Below are 16,420 nucleotides of genomic sequence, written 5' to 3'. Positions count from 1 at the left end.
TCTCCACTGGCGGAACGCTTATGTGAATCGCCTCGCGTGCAAGCGTTGTGGTTGTTGGCCTGCAGCGATGTCAAGAACTTGTTCTGTCACCATAAAATGTACAGATTGGTACGATTCTGACATTTTTTTGCGCACAGTCTTACTTTTAAAAACACGCTGCTGTGTAACCACGGCCACAACTTTGGCGCGTCGGGGTTTGGCTGTTAGAATCGCCGATCGATTTTGAGGAGTAAGACCATTGATCACTTCCCGCCTGCGCACTCTGCGCGACCATATTCGCTGGGCCGTCAGCCACTTTCATGGGGAAGAGCTGTTCTTTGGTCATGGTACCGACAATGCCTGGGACGAAGCGCGTCAATTGGTGTTGGGTGCGCTGAACTTGCCGTGGGAAATCGCTGACAGTTATCTCGATTGTCGTCTTGAAGACGATGAACTGGTCAACCTGCAACATTTGCTCAAGCGCCGTATCGAAGAGCGCGTGCCGACGGCCTACCTGCTAGGTGAAGCCTGGTTCTGCGGCATGTCGTTTATCGTCGATGAGCGCGTGCTGATCCCGCGCTCGCCCATTGGCGAGTTGATCGAAAAGCGTTTCGAACCGTGGCTGGCTGCCGAGCCTGCGCGCATTCTTGACCTGTGTACCGGTTCGGGCTGTATCGGCATCGCCTGTGCCTATGAGTTCCAGAACGCTGAAGTGGTACTGGCTGACCTGTCCTTCGAGGCCCTTGAAGTGGCCAACCAGAACATCGAGCGCCACGGTGTTGATGAGCGCGTGTACACCGTGCAGGGCGACGGCTTTGATGGCTTGCCGGGGCAGCGCTTCGACCTGATCGTGTCCAACCCGCCGTATGTCGATGCTGAAGACTTTGCCGATATGCCTGCCGAGTACCAGCATGAGCCGGAACTGGGCCTGGCCTGTGGTGACGACGGTCTGAACCTGGTACGCCGGATGCTGGCCGAAGCGGCGGATCATCTGACTGAAAAGGGCTTGCTGATTGTGGAAGTGGGCAACAGCCAGGTGCATGTCGAGTCGCTCTACCCGGAAGTCGATTTTGCCTGGCTGGAGTTCGAACGCGGTGGTCACGGCGTGTTCATGCTGACCGCCGAGCAGTGCCGCGAGCATCAGGCGCTGTTTGCGTCGCGGGTCTGATTTACAAGGGCTTGATGCGGGAACATCTTTTGTGGGAGCGGGCTTGCCCGCGATTGGAGTGCTGCGGTTTCACTGACAAACCGTAGTGATGGCATCGCGGGCAAGCCCGGCTCCCACAGTCGTGCGCAGCACGGCTAGCGGTGGGTCGCAATCCAGATCAACAACCCTGCCTGGAATACCGCAAAGGCCACCAGGCAGGTGATGGTAAAGCGCAAGCCCATTTCTTCGCGCTGATACCTGCCGAGTTTTTCTTCTTTTTCCCGCAGTTTTACCTCTTGTTCCTGCAGGTTCTGTTCGGCCTGCTGGAGCATTTGCGCAGTCTCAAGCACGTCGAGGAACTGAAGTTTTTCGCCATTCCAGCTGTCCAGCAATTCGCCCACTTGCATGGCTTCGATCCGTGCCTTGAGAAACAGGGCGTCGGCATACACCACATCAAACCCCTGCACCCGCAAAAAATGATCGCGACGCAGACGGCTGTCTTCATTCAGGGCATCCCGGCTGGGCAGGTCGATGCCTTCCACGCGGTAGTGCGACCATTTTTTTTGCGCCCACAATGCCGCCTGCGCCAGCAGAAAACGGCCGATCCCGCGGTTCACCGGCTCAGTCTGCAAGCCACGCTCAGGGCTGAAACGCACATGGTGGGTGGTGTGGTCGACCCATACATCGAGCTGGTTTTGCTCGCTGCGCACGCGTTGGCCGGGCAGGGTGATGGCCATGCGCAGCAAGCTGAGGTCCTTGCTGTGGCGTTCGGCAAATGCGAACTGCACAAAGCGCAAGGGCCGCGCCCCGGTGCTGCGGTCAGTGGGCAGCGGGGCGAGGCGCAGCATCCGGCAATGCTCGGGTTGCACGTCTGCCCAAGGCAGCGGAGGGGCCTCGGGCACTGCCGGTGCCTCGGGCCCGGCGGGTTGTGATGGGGTGTCGCTCATAACGGCTCGATCCTGTGCTGATGTCAGCAATGCAAGGCGGCCGACACCGGTTTATCGGCCGTTATGCGCCGTACTGTAGGGCTGGCCTGCGTTCACTTTCGTGATAAAGCGCACAGTTCTATCGCCCAGTTCGCCGGCCAGGCGCTGATTGGGATCGTTATAAGACTGAACCTGGCGTTTCATGTCCATCGGCACGATGCGCATCACATGGTTCATGCCATTGATCAGCGTGAGCACGGCATCCGGTTTGGCCGCCTTGAGCAGGCGGGCGTCCTTGACATCGACCTGAATGTCGTGGGTGCCCTGGATGATCATGGCCGGCATTTTCAGTGCGGCGAAAGCGGCTGCCGGGTCATGGCGCAACAGGCTGATCATGTACGGCTGCACGCTGGGGCGGAACACCAGTTGCAGATCCTTGGGCACGTTGTCGTCGGTTTTGCCGGCTTCCAGGCTGCTGATCAGCTCAAAACTGCGCTTGAGCTGGGCAGGTGGCAAATGGTTGCGTTGCAACTGCTCACGCAGCAGCACACCCACCGGGCGGCCCGTACCGGCAATGGAAACCACCCCGGCAGCGCCGATTTGTGGCGCGGCCAGGCTGGCGATCATGGCGCCTTCACTGTGGCCGAGGACAAACACCTTGCCAAAGCGCGGGTCGCTTTTAAGTTTTTCGCCCCAGGCCACGGCGTCAGCCACATACTGATCGAAATTGAGCCTTTCTTCGTCAGGCCCGGCGGGCTGGCTTTGCGCTATGCCGCGCTTGTCGAAGCGCACGCTGGCGATATTGCTCTGGGCCAGGCGCCAGGCCAGTTTTTTCAGGGCATCGTTGCGTCCACCCATGGGGTTGTTGCCGTCGCGGTCGGTCGGGCCGGAACCGGCAATGATCAGCACCACGGGCACGGGCTTGTCACTCTTGGGCAAAACCAGCGAGCCATACAGCGTGCCGGAGCCGGTATCCAGCTCAATGGGCCGCAGCAGCACATTGGAGGACGGGGCCGCGAGGGCCTGGGTGCCAAAGCCAAACAGGGTCAGTGCTAGTAAGAGTATTCGCAGCATCATAGCGCCATCATTGTCTAATGTGCCGGTTGGACAAACCCGGATGAGTAAGGTTCGAGGATGAACTACAGAGGTAGCCTGCGTATACTGGCGCATTTGGTTATCTGGGATCTGTTCAACCTCTGTTGTGCTGCAACCAGACTTGAATTGATCCTGGGCTGAACTTTATCGGCTGATTTCGCGGAGCGCCCTGCATGTCCGGCAATACCTACGGCAAGCTGTTCACTGTCACCACCGCTGGCGAAAGCCATGGTCCGGCGTTGGTCGCCATTGTTGATGGCTGCCCGCCAGGGCTGGAGCTGTCCCTTGAAGATCTGCAGCGTGACCTGGATCGACGCAAGCCCGGCACCAGCCGCCACACCACCCAGCGTCAGGAAGCCGACGAAGTCGAAATCCTCAGCGGGGTGTTTGAAGGTCGCACTACCGGTTGCGCCATTGGCCTGCTGATCCGCAACACCGACCAGAAGTCCAAGGACTACTCGGCGATCAAGGATCTGTTTCGCCCGGCCCACGCCGATTACACCTACCACCATAAATACGGCGAGCGCGACTACCGTGGCGGCGGTCGCAGCTCGGCGCGTGAAACGGCCATGCGTGTGGCTGCAGGTGCCATCGCGAAAAAATACCTGGCCACCCAGGGCATCGTGATTCGCGGCTACATGAGCCAGTTGGGCCCGATTGAAATCCCGTTCAAGACCTGGGACTCGGTCGAGCAAAATGCCTTTTTCAGCCCGGACCCGGACAAAGTACCGGAGCTTGAGGCCTACATGGATCAATTGCGCCGTGACCAGGATTCGGTCGGCGCCAAAATCACCGTGGTCGCCGAGGGCGTGATCCCGGGGCTGGGCGAGCCGATTTTCGACCGTCTCGACGCCGAGCTGGCCCATGCACTGATGAGCATCAACGCGGTCAAGGGCATCGAGATCGGTGCCGGTTTTGCCAGTGTTGCCCAGCGCGGCACCGAGCACCGCGACGAGATGACCCCTGAAGGTTTCCTGAGCAACAACGCCGGTGGCATCCTGGGCGGTATTTCCTCGGGCCAGCCGATCGTTGCCCACCTGGCCCTCAAGCCAACCTCGAGCATCACCACCCCGGGCCGTTCGATCGACGTGCACGGCAATCCGGTAGACGTGATCACCAAGGGTCGTCATGACCCGTGCGTGGGCATTCGTGCCACGCCTATTGCCGAAGCCATGATGGCCATCGTGCTGATGGACCACTTGCTGCGTCACCGTGGCCAGAACGCCGACGTTAGCGTCAGCACGCCCGTGCTGGGCCAGTTGTAATGCAGGGATTGTTGAGCGTCACGGTCTGACGGCCGTGGCGACACTTCCTTACTGGCGCCTGTCAGGTTTCTATCTTTTCTATTTCGCCTTGCTCGGTGCCACAGCGCCGTTTCTGGCGCTGTACTTCCATCACCTGGGGTTTTCCAGTGCGCGAATCGGCGAACTGGTAGCCATCCCCATGCTGATGCGCTGCGTGGCGCCCAACCTGTGGGGTTGGCTTGGGGATTACACCGGCCGGCGCCTGCTGATCGTGCGTCTGGGCGCGCTGTGTACCTTGTGCAGTTTTGCCCTGATCTTTGTCAGCCAGAGCTATGCCTGGCTGGCGTTGGTGATGGCGCTGCATGCGTTCTTCTGGCATGCGGTATTGCCGCAGTTTGAAGTCATCACTTTCGCCCATTTGCGTGAGCAACCCGAGCGTTACAGCCAGATACGTCTATGGGGCTCGATCGGTTTTATCCTTACCGTGGTGATCCTGGGCCGCCTGTTCGAATGGCTGAGCCTGGATGTCTACCCGGTGGCGCTGCTCGTGATCATGGCCGGGATTGTGCTGTGCAGCCTGTGGGTGCCGAATGCGCAGCCCTCCAGCCTGGGCCGCAAGCTGGTGGAAGGCGGGTTCCTGAAGCAACTGCTCAGCCCCGGCGTGCTGGCGTTCTATGCCTGTGTGGCGCTGATGCAAATGAGCCACGGGCCGTATTACACCTTTCTGACCCTGCACCTTGAAGGCCTGGGCTACAGCCGTGGCGTGATCGGCTTGCTCTGGGCCCTGGGGGTGGTGGCCGAAGTGCTGATGTTCCTGGCCATGCGCCGCATCCTGCTGAAGTTTTCCGTGCGCCGGGTGTTGATGTTCAGTTTTATCCTCGCCGCCTTGCGCTGGCTGCTGCTGGGGTCGTTTGCCGAACACCTGTGGGTGTTGCTGTTGGCGCAACTGCTGCACGCCGCCACCTTCGGCAGTTTCCATGCCTCGGCCATGACGTTTGTGCAGCGCAGCTTCGGTCCCGGCCAGCAAGGCCAGGGCCAGGCCCTGTACGCCACGCTGGCCGGTATCGGCGGCGCAGTGGGGGCACTGTATTCCGGTTACAGCTGGAACACCCTGGGCCCCACTATCACCTTTAGTATGGCGAGCGTCGCAGCGCTGGCCGCAGCCGTTATCATTGCCACTCGACTGCAAGAGGACAGGCCATGAGCCTTACCCGTGAACACCTGAGCCTGGAAATCATTGAAGCCGGGCGCTTTTTATATGCGCGCGGCTGGTCACCGGCCACCAGCAGCAACTATTCCACCCGGCTTACGGCCAGCCAGGCGCTGCTGACCGTATCGGGCAAGCACAAGGGTCAGTTGGGTCCTGACGATGTGCTGGCCACCGACCTGGCGGGCAACAGCCTGGAGCCGGGCAAGAAACCGTCCGCCGAAACCCTGCTGCACACCCAGTTGTACAGCTGGCGCCCTGACATTGGCGCCGTGTTGCACACCCACTCGGTGAATGCCACGGTGCTGTCGCGCCTCACGCCGGGCGACAGCATCGAGTTCGAAGACTACGAGCTGCAAAAAGCCTTCAGTGGCGTATCGACCCACGAGTCCAGGGTGCTGGTGCCGATCTTTGACAATGACCAGGACATCGCGCGCCTGGCGGCCAAGGTCCAGCCCTGGCTGGAGGCGCACCCTGATTGCGTGGGTTACTTGATCCGCGGGCATGGTCTGTACACCTGGGGGGCGCGCATGAGCGACGCCTTGCGCCAGATCGAAGCGTTCGAATTCTTGTTTGAATGCGAACTCAAGACCCGCGCAATACTCAATCGTTAACGCTGACTTCACCGTGAAGAAGCTCACCACCTGATTTGAACGGTCTGCCTGAACGGCCTGTAAAAGCCGAAAGCGCGCCGAAGCCGAGGAACCAAGCCCCATGAGCAGCCTGTCCGTTTATCACGTATCGAGCCCGGAATTACCCAACAAGGTGTTGACTCACTTTGATGACATCGCCTCTACGCTGGCCGAGCAGGGCGTGCGCTTTGACCGCTGGCAGGCCGCCGCGCCGATCCAGCCCGGTGCCAGCCAGGATGAAGTGATCCATGCCTATCGCGACCAGATTGACCGGCTGATGAACGAACGTGGTTATGTCACGGTTGACGTGATCAGCCTCAACAGTGATCACCCGCAAAAAGCCGAATTGCGTGCCAAGTTCCTCGACGAACACCGCCATGGCGAAGATGAAGTACGTTTTTTCGTCGCCGGTCGTGGCTTGTTTACGCTGCATATTGGCGACTATGTGTATGCCGTGCTGTGCGAAAAGAACGATCTGATCTCGGTGCCAGCAGGCACGCCGCACTGGTTCGATATGGGTGAGCATCCGCATTTTGTCGCCATCCGCCTGTTCAACAACCCTGAAGGCTGGGTTGCCAACTTCACCGGCGAAGATATCGCCGACCGCTTCCCGCGCCTCGAAGATTAAGGACGTCCCATGCCGATCAAAGCCATCCTGACCGATATCGAAGGCACTACCAGCGCTGTCAGCTTCGTATTTGACGTGTTGTTTCCGTATGCGGCCAAACATCTGCCCGGGTTTGTCCGCGAGCATGCCGAAGACCCTGAAGTGGCCATGCAGCTGGGGGCGGTGCGCCTGGACAGCGGTGAGCCCGAGGCCGATGTCGAGCGGGTCATCGAGATCCTCCAGCAATGGCTGGCCGAAGACCGCAAAGCCACGCCACTCAAGGCGTTGCAAGGGATGATCTGGAAGCAGGGCTACGAGGCTGGCGAGCTGAAGGGGCATGTCTACCCGGATGCGGTCGAGGCGCTGCGCCAGTGGCATGCCAAGGGTTATGACCTGTATGTTTACTCGTCAGGTTCGATTCAGGCGCAAAAGCTGATTTTTGGTTGTTCCGAGGCAGGGGACCTGACGTCGCTGTTTAGCGGCTACTTTGACACCACCTCCGGGCCCAAGCGTGAGGCGCAATCCTATCGGCACATTACCGAAGCGATCGGTTGCCCGGCCGGGAAGATCCTGTTTTTGTCCGATATCGTAGAAGAGCTTGATGCTGCACAGGCGGCGGGCATGCAGACCTGCGGCCTGGCCCGCGACGGAGGTGAGCTGGTGGGGCATAAAACCGTCAGCAGTTTTGCCGAGATCGATCCTGCCGGACTGTAAAAGCTTGGGTATACCGGACAGCAAAAAGCCAGCAATCGCTGGCTTTTTTGTGGCTGGTTTTCAGCTTTTAGCGAGTGTGATAAGTCGGCAGGGCAAAGCGATGCTGGCTTTGCAGCAGTGAAATCGTCGGCAGTTCACTGGCAGTGCCGGCCAGGTCGCGGCGAATCGCGCTGATGGCCCAGGTCAACTGTTCAGCAGTGTGCAATTGCGCGTAGGAAAGTGTGCGTTGAGTTTGCTTGCCATCGCTGTCACACAGCGTCAGCAACACGCCGCCATCCGGGCGGGGTTTTACGTTGACGGTGTAGTTGGTGAACAACGACGCAAATTTTTCCTGGATCAGGCTCATGTGTTCAGCTCCATTAGCGCTCAAGTGCTTGTATGGAGTAGAGGTTGCAGTGATTGTGCCACTATTGTTTTTTTGAAAAGTCCTTATAAATCAACAGCTTGTATTTTATAAAAAATCCTTGAGTCGTGCATTCTGCATGAATGGCCATCGTGCATCCTGCATTTTGCCCAGTGCGCATTAGTGTATTGCCCGCGATTGATTGTCTCTATTGCCATCTTGAGCAAAAAAGGGATGACACCTTCGTTCCGTCTCAGGAAACTAGGTTTCTTTGTAGCGAAGGTGGAGCCTTACATGTCAGACAACAAGCCAGCAGACCAAAGCCGCCAGATGACCCCGGAAGAAGCCGCCGACTTTGCCGAACAGGTGTTCAACAAGGCCCGCGAAGGCGATGCTGCAATGCTGGCCGCCTTGCTGAGCAAGGGGCTGCCGGCCAATTTGCGCAACCACAAGGGCGACACCCTGTTGATGCTGGCCAGCTATCACGGCCACGTTGAGGCGGTCAAAGTGCTGCTTGAGCACAATGCCGACCCCGAAATTCGCAATGACAACGGCCAGAGCCCGATTGCAGGTGCTGCCTTCAAAGGCGACCTGGAGATGGTCAAGACCCTGGTTGAAGGTGGCGCACAAGTTGAAGGCGCGTCATTTGATGGTCGTACAGCGCTGATGATGGCCGCCATGTTCAATCGTGGCGAAATCATCGATTACCTGATCAGCAAGGGCGCGGATCCAAAGGCCAAGGACGCCAATGGCATCACCGCCCTGGATGCCGCCAGGACCATGGGCGCCACCGAGGCAGTGGCGCAGTTGGAGAAGCTGTTGGGCTGATCGCCCTTGAAGGGCGCAATTGATATATCCTGCGCGCCCTTAATTTTCCTTGTGACAGGCCGCGCCCATGAAAACCACTCTCGTTGAACTCATCAGCAAAATCAGCTCCGGGTGCATGGGCGACGCCGAAATCGCAAAAGTCGCAGATGAGGCGGCGCAGGCCTACGCCGATCAAGATGCGTTTCTGGCTGCCAACCCGGATATCAACTACGACGACAGCTTCCCGATCCCGCTGGGTGAATGGGTGGTGGTGGGCAGCTTGCCGGAAACGGTGTTGTTCCAGGCCGATACCTGGATGGACCTGTTTGCCCAGATCGTCGCTTCGTTCGGCCCCGATGTCGCGTTCAATATCAAGCCCAAGCAGTTGGCCAAGACCGAGGCGTTGACCGCGCTCAATCGCATCCAGATCCAGATGGGCAGCATGAGCCCGGAGCAGGGCGGTTATGTGCTGGTCAACCTGAGCCAGCCGCTGGACGACGAAATCCAGGTGGTGCTGGTTTACGGCAATGACGTCCCGCGCGTGCTTGAGCTGTGTGCCCAAGTCGGCATTGCTGCGGCGCCATCGCTGGAAGCCCTGAAGGTTGCTATCCACGTTTGAAGCTCTGGCTGGCGCAATAAAAAACGGAACCCTGGCCGTGGGTGACTATCCTATGAGCACAAGTACTCACTCGGGAGCGTCATCATGGGTTCAACGTTTAATGGTCTGATCGGTCTGATTATTCTGGCCCTGGATATCTGGGCCATCATCAACGTAATCAAAAGCGGCGCCGGGACGGGTGCAAAAGTGCTCTGGGTGCTGCTGATTCTGTTCCTGCCGGTACTGGGGCTGGTCATCTGGGCCATTGCCGGGCCGCGGGGCAATGTGCGTATTTAAAGCGCTAGCCGGCGGGCAGTCCTGAGAAATCATGGCTGCCCGTTGAGTTTGTCAGCGTCAAGGTTCGACCTGTCATGTTCCTCGACGTAGAATGCGCGCCTTTCTTGGGCAGTTGGACCCGTGTCGCGATAGCGGTATGAGGTTTGGCTGTCGATCATGGGCGGGTGACCGTCCGTTGCCACCAGCATTCAAGGGGACTTCCCATGACCGAATCGCTTGACAACCACTATCTCGAAACCCTTTACGAAGGTTACGGCCAACGCTTTCGCATGGACAAGCTGCTCCATGAAGTGCGCACCGATCACCAGCACCTGGTGATTTTCGAAAACCCGGTCATGGGCCGGGTCATGGCGCTGGACGGCGTGATCCAGACCACCGAAGCGGACGAATTCATCTACCACGAAATGCTCACCCATGTGCCGATCCTGGCGCACGGCGCGGTCAAGCGCGTACTGATCATTGGCGGTGGCGATGGTGGCATGCTGCGCGAAGTGACCAAGCACATTGGCATTGAGCACATCACCATGGTCGAGATCGACGGCACCGTAGTGGACATGTGCAAAGAGTTCCTGCCCAACCACTCCAAGGGGGCATACGACGACCCGCGCCTAAACCTGGTGATCGACGACGGCATGCGTTTTGTCGCCACTACCGAAGAAAAATTCGACGTGATCATCTCGGATTCCACTGACCCGATCGGGCCGGGTGAAGTGCTGTTCTCCGAGAATTTCTACCAGGCTTGCCACCGTTGCCTGAACGAGGGCGGCGTACTGGTCACCCAGAACGGCACGCCATTTATGCAATTGCAGGAAGTGCAGACCACCGCCGGGCGCATGCGCAGCCTGTTCGCGGACTGGCATTTTTATCAGGCAGCGGTGCCGACCTATATCGGCGGCTCGATGACGTTTGCCTGGGGTTCGACGGATGCGAGCTATCGCAAGTTGCCACTTGAAACCCTGCGTCAGCGGTTTGCCGGTAGCGGCATCGTGACCCGCTACTACAATCCCGAAGTGCATATCGGTGCTTTCGCCTTGCCGCAGTATGTGTTGCAGGCGATCAACAAACCCAGCAACGACTGAGGCTGTGCAGTAGCAAGGCAGGGCAGAGCGGTCAGCCGAGGATAACTGTGGGAGCGGGCTTGCTCGCGATTGGAGCAACGCGGTGCAATTTTAAACCGCGTCGCCTGCATCGCGGGCAAGCCCGCTCCCACGGGGATTGAGCGGCCTTTCTTGTGTTTCAAAATGTGCTTTGCACGAAATTTTCACGGTATCTTTAAGACAATTCGCACGCAAAATTTCGCCTTTCCGACTCTCAAGCGCCTCTATATCGGTGTTTTTGCGGGGTCTCGGGCCTAATCCTGTGTAATTAAAGAGCGATGCACCCGTGGCATGCCACCGGTGATAAAGCCACTTCAACTTGAACCAATGGGTCCTAAAACGACATGGCAAACCCGGACGCCCCAAGCCAACAGCACGCTGCCTCGCGTGTGTTGCAACCCACCGTCAAATCGCACCTGGCGTTTACGCTGCTGTGTGCCTTGATCATGATGGTGATGTTCACCCTGCTGCGGGTGGCATTGCTGGTTTACAACAAGGAAATGATCCTCGATACCCCGGCATCGACCTTCCTTGAAGCCTTTGGCAACGGTCTGCGCTTTGACGCGCGGATTGTCGTGTACTTCAGCATTCCGCTGTTGCTGGCGCTGCTCAGTGTCAAGGCCATGGCCATGCGTGGCGTATTGCGCTTCTGGCTCACCGCTGCCTCCAGCCTGGCGCTGTTTCTGGGCCTGATGGAGATGGACTTCTACCGCGAGTTCCACCAACGCCTCAACGGCCTGGTTTTCCAGTATGTGAAGGAAGACCCGAAAACCGTGATGAGCATGCTCTGGTATGGCTTCCCGGTGGTGCGTTACCTGTTGGCCTGGGCCGTGGGCACTGTCATCTTGTACTTTGCCTTCCGTGGTGCTGATCGCGTAACCCGCTCCAGCGTCACCCGGGCTGCTGCCGGCGCTTCTCGCAGCGTAGCCCCGTGGTACGGCCGTGCAGCGGTGTTTGTCGTGTTGCTGCTGGTGTGTGTGGTCTTGGCGCGTGGCACCTTGCGTCAGGGTCCTCCACTGCGTTGGGGTGATGCCTACACAACAGACTCCAACTTCGCCAACCAGTTGGGTCTCAACGGCTCTCTGTCGCTGATTGCCGCTGCGAAAAGCCGCTTCGGTGATGACCGCACCAATATCTGGAAGGCCACCCTTGAGCAGCCTGTGGCGACGCAGACCGTGCGCGACATGCTGCTGACCGAGCACGACAAGCTGGTCGACCCGGATACCGCTCCTGTGCGCCGTGACACTACGCCGCCAGAAGAAAAAACCCTGCCGATCAAGAACGTTGTCGTGATCCTGATGGAAAGCTTCGCCGGTCACTCGGTGGGTGCGCTGGGGCGTCCGGGCAATATCACCCCGTACTTCGACAACCTGGCCAAGGAAGGCTTGCTGTTCGAGCGTTTCTTCTCCAACGGTACCCATACCCATCAGGGCATGTTCGCCACCATGGCGTGCTTCCCGAACCTGCCGGGTTTCGAATACCTGATGCAGACCCCGGAAGGCAGCCACAAGCTGTCCGGCTTGCCGGAACTGCTCAGCGCCCGCAAGTTTGATGACGTATACGTCTATAACGGTGATTTCGCCTGGGACAACCAGTCGGGTTTCTTCAGCAACCAGGGCATGACCACCTTTGTCGGTCGTAACGATTTCGTTGACCCGGTGTTCTCTGATCCTACCTGGGGCGTGTCCGACCAGGACATGTTCAACCGTGGCCTGGAAGAACTGAAAAAGCGTGAAGGCAAAGAGCCTTTCTATGCGCTGCTGCAAACCTTGTCCAACCACACGCCATACGCCTTGCCGACGCCATTGCCGGTTGAGCCGGTAACCGATCGCGGTTCGCTCAACGAGCATTTGACGGCGATGCGTTATTCCGACTGGGCACTGGGCCAGTTCTTCGAAAAAGCGCGTAAAGAACCGTACTTCAAGGAAACCCTGTTTGTGATCGTGGGTGACCACGGTTTCGGTAACGAGCAGCAGATTTCCGAGATGGACCTTGGCCGTTTCAACGTGCCATTGCTGCTGATCGGTCCTGGCATCCAGGAGAAGTTCGGCACCCGTACTGACACGGTGGGCACTCAGGTCGACATCGTGCCGACCATCATGGGCCGCCTGGGCGGTGAGTTCCGTCAGCAATGCTGGGGCCGGGACCTGCTGACCCTGCCGGAAGGTGACAAGGGCAGCGGCGTGATCAAGCCGTCAGGCAGTGACCAGACCGTGGCCATCATCAGTGACGACCACTTGCTGGTGCAGCCAAAAGACATGCCGGCCAAGGTATGGCAGTACAAGTTGGGCGCCAACCCGGAGGCGACCGTGGTCACCGACACGCCGGAAGCGACCGAGCTGAAGAAAAAGCTCGAATCATTCCTGCAGACCGCGACCAAAAGCCTGCTGGACAACACCGCAGGTGTAGCGGATCCGAAGTAATCCTCGGGTGATTAAAAAACAGGCCTGAGGGCCTGATGCTGGCCAGGCGGGCATATCTGCTCGACTGGCCGGCGGCAAACAATCCAATCCGATGCCGGTTCCGGCATCGGATTTTTTTATGCGGGGTGCGTGCGCCCTGGCATGCAGCATAAATAGCGTGGGCAGAGGAAATTCGAGTGATAGGTTTTGCGTATCAAAACCTTCCACGATCAGGATTTTACAGGCTGCTCGAATCCCTTGAGATTGCGTACCGAGCTGCGGCAACTCTCGTGCGGCAGTCATTTTATCGTTCAAGGGGCTATTAACGTGTCTGCATCCGAAACATTCACTCATACCCAACTTCCGCTAACGATTGACGGTGTGCAACTGAACATCGCCGCCATTCACAGGCGTGGCGAGTTGGCGCCGATCGTTTTTCTGCATGGTTTTGGTTCGACCAAAGAGGACTATGCCGGGATCGCGCTGCAGGCGGAATTCGACGGTCACCCCTTTGTTGCCTTCGACGCACCCGGCTGCGGTGAAACCCTCTGCAGTGACCTGTCCAGGGTGTCCATCCCGCTGTTGGTGCAGGTGACACTGCAAGTGCTGGAGCATTTCGATATCGAACGCTTCCATCTGGTCGGTCACTCTATGGGGGGGTTGGCGGCTTTGCTGCTGGCTCATCAGTTTCCGGGGCGGGTACTGAGCTTCACCGACATAGAGGGCAATATTGCCCCGGAAGACTGCTTTCTCAGTCGTCAGATCGACGATTATCCGAGCGATGATCCCGAGGTGTTTTTCGCGGCTTTCATCAAGCGTGTCAGGCATGCCCCGGCGTATGCCAGTGCATTGTATTCGGCGAGCCTGAGACACAAGGTGCGTGCCGAGGCGGTGCGAGGCATTTTTTCGACGATAGTTGATCTATCCGATAACGCCGACCTGATGGGTAAGTTTCTTGGCTTGAAGTGCCCGCGAATGTTTATGTACGGCGAGCAGAACTCATCACTTTCCTACCTTGCGCATATCCAGGCTCAGGGCGTACGCCTGGCGCCAATCCCTGTGTGCGGGCATTTCCCCATGTATTCCAACCCGATCGCGATGTGGCAACAGATCGCTGATTTTCACCGCGCCAGCCAGGCCGGTTAAGCCTTGTGATCGTGCTGCGGTTTGATCATGTTCCCGGCATGCTGATGACCATTTTCAAAAGCGCTTTCGGTCTGGACCAGGCCTTTTCTGGCATTGTCGGCACCGCCATTGTCATGGGCGTGAAGCGCGGTGTGTTTGCCAACGAAGCGGGATTGGGCAGCGCGCCGAATGTGGCCGCAGTGGCGAATGTCGACCACCCGGCGTCGCAAGGGGTGGTTCAAGCGTTTAGCGTATTTATCGACACCTTCGTGATCTGTACCTGCACGGCGTTGTTGATTCTTCTGTCTGGCTTTTACACGCCAGGCTTCGAAGGCGACGGCTTGATTCTGACGCAGAACGCGCTCGCAGAAGTGGTTGGCGACTGGGGGCGCACTTTTATCAGTGTGGCGCTGGCGTTGTTTGTCTTCACGTCGATTTTGTACAACTACTATCTGGGCGAAAACAACCTGCGCTTTTTGTTGGGTGAAAAGCGTCGCACGGTCATTATTTATCGTGGGTTGGTGCTGGTCCTGATCTTTTGGGGGGCGGTGCAGAACCTGGACACGGTTTTCGCCTTCGCCGATATCACCATGACCATGCTGGCTTTCGTAAATCTGATTGCCATTACGATGTTGTTCAAGGTTGGCATGCGTGTGCTGCGTGATTATGACGAGCAACGCAAGGCAGGCATCAAGACGCCCGTTTTTGACTCCAGTAAGTTCAAGGATCTTGATCTGGACTTCAAGGCCTGGCCGCCACGGTCTACACCGGACCAGGTGGTAACAGAGCCTGCATCCCATGCAGTGTTATCCGCACTGCAAAGATGACCATCACACGTAAATGAAGCTGGCACGCTCTGCAGCCGTGTTGCCTGTAGACGACGGTATTTCCTGAGCAGCGGCCTTTGATGGTTGATGCCCGTCAGTGTGGTGGACGGGCATCAACCTCGGGGCTGCTTTTTTATTGGGTCAAATCTTGCCGAGCAGCAGCAATATCAGCAACACAATCAGCACGGTGCCGATAATGCCCGAAGGGCCATAGCCCCAGCTTTTAGAGTGCGGGAACACCGGCAGGCCGCCGACCAGCAGCAAAATCAGGACGATCAGTAGAATCGTAGTCATGAGCATTTCCTTGTTGATAGGTTCCGCCAGGGATGGGCAGTGCTTATAAAATCCGACTGCGGTGCTGGGTGAATAATTCAACTTATTTCATATCATGCGCAAAAACAGTTCTGCCTTGATCGGTGGCAAGCGCGCAGGTAGGGTGGCGCGCTGCCTATCTGGAAACACTGCACATGCTCAATTACGCTTGGTTTTTTTTCGCAGCCCTGTTTGAAATCGCCGGCTGCTACGGCTTCTGGATGTGGCTGCGTCAGGGCAAGAGTGCCTGGTGGGCTGTGCCCGCGATTGTCAGCCTGGTGCTGTTTGCCCTGCTGCTGACCAAGGTCGAGGCTGCCTATGCCGGGCGGGCCTATGCCGCCTATGGCGGGATTTACATTGTCACCTCCATTGCCTGGCTGGCAGTGGTGGAGCGTATTCGGCCGCTGGGCTCTGACTGGATCGGAGTGGGCCTCTGTGTGGTGGGCGCGACCATCATCTTGCTCGGGCCGCGCTTTTCAAGCCCGTAATAGGCGTTTTCCACGGCTTGTATGTAGGAAAGTGGTGGCGCAAAAGTAGTCTTTTGCTGAATTCATGTGTGGGGATTGAAGCCAGGTTTTACGCCGTGCAGTCTTTGTGGCCACCCAGCCCTTAGGATGAGAGCCATGCAGATACTCAGTCGTGCCGCAGGCGAGCGTATTTCAATCGGACAGGACATTACCCTGTACATCGTTGCCATCAACGGCAATAACGTGCGCTTGGGGATCGAAGCCCCCAGGCACATCAGTGTTCATCGCGCAGAGATCTATGAGCGGATAAAAAAACAGCTCGCCGGGCGCCTGGCCATTGGTCCGCTAAGGCCGCGTTAGTCAAAGAACTCCTTGGGTACCGCGTGCTTGGGCATCAGTTGGCACTGCTGGCTCTCGAGATCAAAGAAAATCACCGCCTGGCCTTTGCTTAATGCATGACGGACCCGCAGCACGCGGGTCTCTTGCGGCGTGTCATCGCCGTTGTCAGTCCCATCGCGGCTGACGAAGTCTTCGATCAGGCGGGTGAGGGTGTCGGGTTCAAGCTGGTCGTAGGGGATAAGCATGGGCGTTCTC

General features: G+C 58.1%; 19 protein-coding genes and 1 pseudogene. 15 read left to right on the top strand and 5 right to left on the bottom strand.

The window, feature by feature from the left end; all coding sequences use genetic code 11:
* Positions 1 to 238: 238 nt before the first annotated feature.
* Positions 239 to 1,147 (top strand): 50S ribosomal protein L3 N(5)-glutamine methyltransferase, encoded by a 909-nt coding sequence (gene prmB, locus AB3G35_RS18035; RefSeq protein ID WP_016781487.1) that lies wholly within the window; start codon positions 239 to 241, stop codon positions 1,145 to 1,147.
* Between the two features lie 134 nt (positions 1,148 to 1,281).
* Here the strand turns inward: prmB and AB3G35_RS18030 are convergent, their stop codons facing one another.
* Complete coding sequence (locus tag AB3G35_RS18030; RefSeq protein WP_095041043.1) at positions 1,282 to 2,073, bottom strand: hypothetical protein; 792 nt, start codon at positions 2,071 to 2,073, stop codon at positions 1,282 to 1,284.
* Positions 2,074 to 2,124: 51 nt separating this feature from the next.
* The gene (locus tag AB3G35_RS18025; protein ID WP_369781895.1) at positions 2,125 to 3,129 is read right to left on the bottom strand and encodes an alpha/beta hydrolase; all 1,005 of its coding nucleotides are present in this window, start codon (positions 3,127 to 3,129) and stop codon (positions 2,125 to 2,127) included.
* 191 nt (positions 3,130 to 3,320) lie between these two features.
* Here AB3G35_RS18025 and aroC point away from each other — a divergent pair, with 191 nt between their 5' ends.
* From aroC to mtnC, 5 genes are all read left to right on the top strand, one after another.
* Complete coding sequence (gene aroC / locus AB3G35_RS18020; protein WP_016781484.1) at positions 3,321 to 4,412, top strand: chorismate synthase; 1,092 nt, start codon at positions 3,321 to 3,323, stop codon at positions 4,410 to 4,412.
* A 34-nt stretch (positions 4,413 to 4,446) separates the two neighbouring features.
* Entirely contained in the window at positions 4,447 to 5,595 is a 1,149-nt protein-coding gene (locus tag AB3G35_RS18015; RefSeq protein ID WP_369781894.1) for an MFS transporter, read from the top strand.
* Positions 5,592 to 6,212: a methylthioribulose 1-phosphate dehydratase gene (locus tag AB3G35_RS18010; RefSeq protein ID WP_106116818.1), complete on the top strand. Its 621-nt coding sequence runs from the start codon at positions 5,592 to 5,594 to the stop codon at positions 6,210 to 6,212. The genes AB3G35_RS18015 and AB3G35_RS18010 overlap by 4 nt, the downstream gene beginning before the upstream one ends.
* Positions 6,213 to 6,312: 100 nt before the next feature.
* Positions 6,313 to 6,858: an acireductone dioxygenase gene (locus AB3G35_RS18005; RefSeq protein WP_134048954.1), complete on the top strand. Its 546-nt coding sequence runs from the start codon at positions 6,313 to 6,315 to the stop codon at positions 6,856 to 6,858.
* Between the two features lie 9 nt (positions 6,859 to 6,867).
* Positions 6,868 to 7,551, top strand: a complete 684-nt coding sequence (mtnC, locus tag AB3G35_RS18000; protein ID WP_086797807.1) for an acireductone synthase — start codon at positions 6,868 to 6,870, stop codon at positions 7,549 to 7,551.
* Between the two features lie 67 nt (positions 7,552 to 7,618).
* Here the strand turns inward: mtnC and AB3G35_RS17995 are convergent, their stop codons facing one another.
* A complete protein-coding gene (locus tag AB3G35_RS17995) occupies positions 7,619 to 7,897 on the bottom strand; it encodes a DUF3509 domain-containing protein (RefSeq protein ID WP_016781479.1) in 279 nt (92 codons plus the stop codon).
* A gap of 291 nt (positions 7,898 to 8,188) precedes the next feature.
* On the opposite strand from AB3G35_RS17995, the gene AB3G35_RS17990 reads away from it, so the two are divergent.
* The 7 genes and pseudogenes from AB3G35_RS17990 to AB3G35_RS17960 all read left to right on the top strand — a co-directional run.
* The gene (locus tag AB3G35_RS17990; RefSeq protein ID WP_016781478.1) at positions 8,189 to 8,722 is read left to right on the top strand and encodes an ankyrin repeat domain-containing protein; all 534 of its coding nucleotides are present in this window, start codon (positions 8,189 to 8,191) and stop codon (positions 8,720 to 8,722) included.
* A gap of 67 nt (positions 8,723 to 8,789) precedes the next feature.
* A complete protein-coding gene (locus tag AB3G35_RS17985) occupies positions 8,790 to 9,320 on the top strand; it encodes a hypothetical protein (RefSeq protein WP_134048952.1) in 531 nt (176 codons plus the stop codon).
* Between the two features lie 84 nt (positions 9,321 to 9,404).
* A complete protein-coding gene (locus tag AB3G35_RS17980; RefSeq protein ID WP_016781476.1) occupies positions 9,405 to 9,596 on the top strand; it encodes a PLDc N-terminal domain-containing protein in 192 nt (63 codons plus the stop codon).
* 203 nt (positions 9,597 to 9,799) lie between these two features.
* Positions 9,800 to 10,675 carry a polyamine aminopropyltransferase gene (speE, locus tag AB3G35_RS17975; RefSeq protein ID WP_083369557.1) on the top strand — a complete coding sequence of 292 codons (876 nt, stop codon included), beginning with the start codon at positions 9,800 to 9,802 and terminating at the stop codon, positions 10,673 to 10,675.
* A gap of 362 nt (positions 10,676 to 11,037) precedes the next feature.
* Positions 11,038 to 13,116, top strand: a complete 2,079-nt coding sequence (locus AB3G35_RS17970) for an LTA synthase family protein (RefSeq protein ID WP_016781474.1) — start codon at positions 11,038 to 11,040, stop codon at positions 13,114 to 13,116.
* 306 nt (positions 13,117 to 13,422) lie between these two features.
* Positions 13,423 to 14,241: an alpha/beta fold hydrolase gene (locus tag AB3G35_RS17965; protein WP_169911121.1), complete on the top strand. Its 819-nt coding sequence runs from the start codon at positions 13,423 to 13,425 to the stop codon at positions 14,239 to 14,241.
* A gap of 5 nt (positions 14,242 to 14,246) precedes the next feature.
* Positions 14,247 to 15,047: pseudogene (locus tag AB3G35_RS17960) on the top strand (alanine:cation symporter family protein); the annotation flags it as partial.
* 141 nt (positions 15,048 to 15,188) lie between these two features.
* On the opposite strand, the gene AB3G35_RS17955 reads toward AB3G35_RS17960, so the two are convergent.
* Positions 15,189 to 15,347, bottom strand: a complete 159-nt coding sequence (locus tag AB3G35_RS17955) for a DUF3309 family protein (protein ID WP_085984374.1) — start codon at positions 15,345 to 15,347, stop codon at positions 15,189 to 15,191.
* A 167-nt stretch (positions 15,348 to 15,514) separates the two neighbouring features.
* On the opposite strand from AB3G35_RS17955, the gene AB3G35_RS17950 reads away from it, so the two are divergent.
* Both AB3G35_RS17950 and csrA read left to right on the top strand, forming a co-directional pair.
* Positions 15,515 to 15,847 (top strand): YnfA family protein, encoded by a 333-nt coding sequence (locus AB3G35_RS17950; protein ID WP_016781470.1) that lies wholly within the window; start codon positions 15,515 to 15,517, stop codon positions 15,845 to 15,847.
* Positions 15,848 to 15,982: 135 nt separating this feature from the next.
* Positions 15,983 to 16,186, top strand: coding sequence for a carbon storage regulator CsrA (csrA, locus tag AB3G35_RS17945; RefSeq protein WP_016781469.1), 204 nt, complete (start codon positions 15,983 to 15,985; stop codon positions 16,184 to 16,186).
* Here csrA and AB3G35_RS17940 read toward each other — a convergent pair.
* Positions 16,183 to 16,410 carry a YheU family protein gene (locus tag AB3G35_RS17940; RefSeq protein ID WP_016781468.1) on the bottom strand — a complete coding sequence of 76 codons (228 nt, stop codon included), beginning with the start codon at positions 16,408 to 16,410 and terminating at the stop codon, positions 16,183 to 16,185. The genes csrA and AB3G35_RS17940 overlap by 4 nt on opposite strands.
* Positions 16,411 to 16,420: the final 10 nt, after the last annotated feature.

Origin of the sequence: Pseudomonas sp. WC2401, assembly GCF_041200115.1 — a bacterium.
Taxonomy (GTDB): domain Bacteria; phylum Pseudomonadota; class Gammaproteobacteria; order Pseudomonadales; family Pseudomonadaceae; genus Aquipseudomonas; species Aquipseudomonas fragi.
Note: the sequence above shows the minus strand (reverse complement) of the source record. Positions and strands in the feature narration are given on the sequence as shown.